This is a genomic window from Paenibacillus sp. OV219 (assembly GCF_900110075.1).
In the GTDB taxonomy this organism is placed as follows: domain Bacteria; phylum Bacillota; class Bacilli; order Paenibacillales; family Paenibacillaceae; genus Paenibacillus_Z.
Map to the genome: position 1 here is coordinate 1 of NZ_FOCJ01000030.1, position 3326 is coordinate 3326.

Here is a 3326-nt window from a genome sequence, read left to right on the forward strand (position 1 = left end):
GACAAGCTGGAACGGTTCGCGGCGCTTTGCCGGGAAATCGGCGAAAGCGAAGCCAACGTCGCACTGGCATGGACGCTGATGCATCCGGCCATGACGGCGCCGATTATCGGACCGAGAACGTTGGAGCAATTCCAGAATACGCTGAGAGTCGTAGATCTCAAGCTTACGGAAGAAACGATGAAACGTTTGGATGACATTTTCCCAGGACCGGGCGGGGAAGCTCCGAAAGCTTATGCGTGGTGATGGTTTAGCTGCAGCATTACATAAATAATAATAAAACTATAATTGGAATTTAGCGTGGAAGCGGGAGGCGTCAAACGTATAAAATATCGTAAGCTCGGCAAGAACGGCGGGAGGCATTTATACCATGAACCTAAGCAATTATGTTCCGAAAGAACCTGCCATGATCGAGTGCAAAATCGAGAAAACACTGGATGTCATCGGCGGGAAATGGGCCTTCCTCGTGCTTCGAGAGCTGTTCTGCGAGAAGCGCCGCTTCGGCGAGCTGCAGCGTCAGATTTCGTACGTCAGCCCGCGGGCGCTGACAAACACGCTTCGCCATCTAGAAGGCCAAGGCGTGCTGGAACGCCATGTCTTCCCGACAGTCCCCGTAACGGTCGAGTACTCACTTACCCCCAAAGGCGTGGATCTGCACGGCATTTTGCATGAGATGAAGCAGTGGGCCGCGAAGTGGACGTAATGAAGAGGGCATAATCTTAGTTCGGTACTCCACCGGACGAAGGTTAAAAGTGGATATAGCGGTGAACTTTGTCTATGTGCTGTTTCTGGCTGGTGAAACGGTGGAGCCGGGGTGAAGAGTCGGAAGACCTCGGAGCGGCTGTGGTCCACATCTTTCGCTTCGAGGACGGCCGCATCATCGAATTGTGGGATATAGGTCAGGCCATACCAGAGTATTCACCTAATGAGAACGGAATGTTCTAACAGTAATAATTAAACGGCTGAACCAGATCCGCATGGAGGATCTGGTTCTTCATTTTCTCTAAGATAGTACGGTCGTTACCGCATCCATGTAAATGTACGACGGATCTTCCTTCAGGCATCGTGACTTCGGAGCCATGGATCGTTGTATCCACGGGAAGAAAGTGCTTATTGGGCAGTTCATTAATCCATTTGACAAAAGCGGTTACATTCTTCATTACTTCGAACGTTGGACCCGGAAATGTTCCTTCATAACCCCATAAACGGGTTGGTTGGAGGTCCCTATGCAGCTTCTGAGAAAACTCCTTCATTGTCACTTCATAATATAAACTATTATGACTACGATTTTTGGGAGACCATACTTTTTTGATTATAAAGGGCATTTTTCTATAATATATATTAGCGTCGGACGACAAGAACATATATACAACGGAAGTCGCATAAACTGCGGCTTTTTTATTTATTGTATAGAAGTTCTTGTCGTTTGCGCAAGAAAAGAACTTCTATACAAAGCCGTATTAGGACAAGAAGTTCTATACAATCCCGTGAACCAAATTACACGAGTTAACCCGTACTAAACCTCGTAAAGATAAAAGAGGTCGACCAGTAAGTTCTGGCTGACCTCATAATACGAACGGGCAGATTAGTTGCATGAGAGAAAATAATTTTATCTAACAGTTTACCACTTATGTACGTGGTTCATCTTACTTTCTATTGAATAAAGGGTTGTCCGACTATGAAAGTCAGACAACCCTTTAATTAAATAAGAGCTCTTATTTTTTGAAGTCGGCGTTCATCGTTGTTTCTTTCCATTCTTCGATACTTGCAAGTAAGTTTGTGATTTTATATGTGGCTGCTTTATAAGCCCCTTCTCCAAGTAGCAGGCGAAGCGGTGGCTTGTCTGCTTCAACGACTTTAATAACCGCTTGTGCAGCCTTGGCAGGGTCGCCAGCTTCTTGCCCTGCCCCCCGCTGGACAGCATTCAGCATTTGGCCAACAAACGATTCTTTCAATTCCGTAATAGCTGTGTCAGTCTTAACCGAAGAACGACCGCCCCAGTCCGTACGGAATCCGCTTGGCTCGATCAGTGTCACATGAATGTTGAAAGGGGCTACTTCTTGCGCGAGACTTTCGGAAATACCCTCAACGGCATATGTTGCGTGGTAATAGCCAAGTGTCGGGAATGAAGTTAAGCCACCGATCGAAGAGAAGTTAATGATATGGCCAGATTTCTGGCTTCTCATTTGCGGCAACACGGCGTTAGTCACATGCATGAGTCCCCAGAAGTTAATTTCGAACATTTTACGAGTTTCTTCTTCTACGCTTTCCTCAACCGAACCGAAATAACCAATACCAGCATTGTTCACGAGCACATCAATACGGCCAAACTTCTCAATCGTTTTGGCGACAGCATCGTTGATTTGATCTTGATTGGTCACGTCTAATGACAGAGCCAGTGTGTTTTCTTCAGATTTAGCAGTGATATCCTGAATCTGCTCCACATTGCGGGCAGTCACGACAACCTTATATCCTGCATCAATCGCATGTTCCGCGATATGACGGCCAAATCCAGTTGAGCAACCTGTAATAAACCAAACTTTTTCTTGTTGAGACAAAATAATCACTCCTTCAATTTTATCTATTTCGTAGTTTACTACTTAAAGTAAACTTGAAGTCAATAGGGGATCTAAATTAAAGTTTCTTTACTTGTCAACTTCTTATGCATCAAGATATCGTAAATCGCGATTTTGCGAATGATTTTTTCAAGATGAAATTGCGTTTGCGCTACTGTTTTCTCCACTTTCATTTTGTGCTCGGACAGAAAATCCCTCCTTGCATTCAGCGTCTCATCTCCCTGACGAATAAGCGCTGTATAGGCTTTGATCTCATCGATAGACATGCCAGTATCTTTCAATGCAACAACTAATTCGAGCCAATCCAAAACTTCGTCTGTATATTCTCTTCTCCCACGAGCATTTCGATTCACATTAGGCAGAATCCCCTCTTGCTCATAATAACGAAGAGTAGAGGCTGGTAATCCGGTTATTTTTTCGATTTCACTAATACTATATTTCATGATTATCCCCTTCAATCGTTCAAGTTGACTTTAATTAAATTATACAACAGTATCACCCATCCAATCTACCCGCTGTAGAGTGGTGGAGAGAATATAACGAATATATCGTGGGAGAAATATTTTTTTCATCAGAAAATAAAGAATCACCAAACTAAAGCAAAACTAAAGTTTAGGAGCTGCTTCTTGGCAGATCCTATTTTGTTCATTAAAGTAACGGGCAGCATTCCTATTATGAAGAAATACGAGGTTTGAGAAATAAAAAGACTCCTTGGTATGATGTTAATGGGGTCCACGACGCTGGCCGGCTGAC

The 3326-nt window shown here is 44.2% G+C and carries 4 protein-coding genes and 2 pseudogenes; 3 read left to right on the plus strand and 3 right to left on the minus strand.

What is annotated here, in order from left to right; translation table 11 throughout:
* From BMY11_RS28285 to BMY11_RS29590, 3 genes and pseudogenes are all read left to right on the plus strand, one after another.
* Positions 1-243 (plus strand): aldo/keto reductase (locus tag BMY11_RS28285; RefSeq protein WP_177182867.1); only part of this gene is annotated, 243 nt, incomplete at its 5' end.
* Between the two features lie 124 nt (positions 244-367).
* Positions 368-700, plus strand: a complete 333-nt coding sequence (locus tag BMY11_RS28290) for a winged helix-turn-helix transcriptional regulator (protein ID WP_090583848.1) — start codon at positions 368-370, stop codon at positions 698-700.
* 113 nt (positions 701-813) lie between these two features.
* Positions 814-942 (plus strand): annotated as a pseudogene (locus tag BMY11_RS29590) (nuclear transport factor 2 family protein); the annotation flags it as partial.
* Positions 943-1025: 83 nt separating this feature from the next.
* Here the strand turns inward: BMY11_RS29590 and BMY11_RS28300 are convergent.
* The 3 genes and pseudogenes from BMY11_RS28300 to BMY11_RS28310 all read right to left on the minus strand — a co-directional run.
* Positions 1026-1322 (minus strand): annotated as a pseudogene (locus tag BMY11_RS28300) (multicopper oxidase domain-containing protein); the annotation flags it as partial.
* Between the two features lie 390 nt (positions 1323-1712).
* Positions 1713-2555 (minus strand): oxidoreductase, encoded by an 843-nt coding sequence (locus BMY11_RS28305; protein ID WP_090583852.1) that lies wholly within the window; start codon positions 2553-2555, stop codon positions 1713-1715.
* 71 nt (positions 2556-2626) lie between these two features.
* A complete protein-coding gene (locus BMY11_RS28310; RefSeq protein WP_090583855.1) occupies positions 2627-3016 on the minus strand; it encodes a MerR family transcriptional regulator in 390 nt (129 codons plus the stop codon).
* Positions 3017-3326 lie beyond the last annotated feature (310 nt).

Excerpts from the sequence above, each read along its gene's own strand:
- BMY11_RS28290 (WP_090583848.1), top strand. The coding sequence starts at position 368 with ATGAACCTAAGCAATTATGTTCCGAAAGAACCTGCCATGATCGAGTGC.
- BMY11_RS28310 (WP_090583855.1), bottom strand. The coding sequence starts at position 3,016 with ATGAAATATAGTATTAGTGAAATCGAAAAAATAACCGGATTACCAGCC.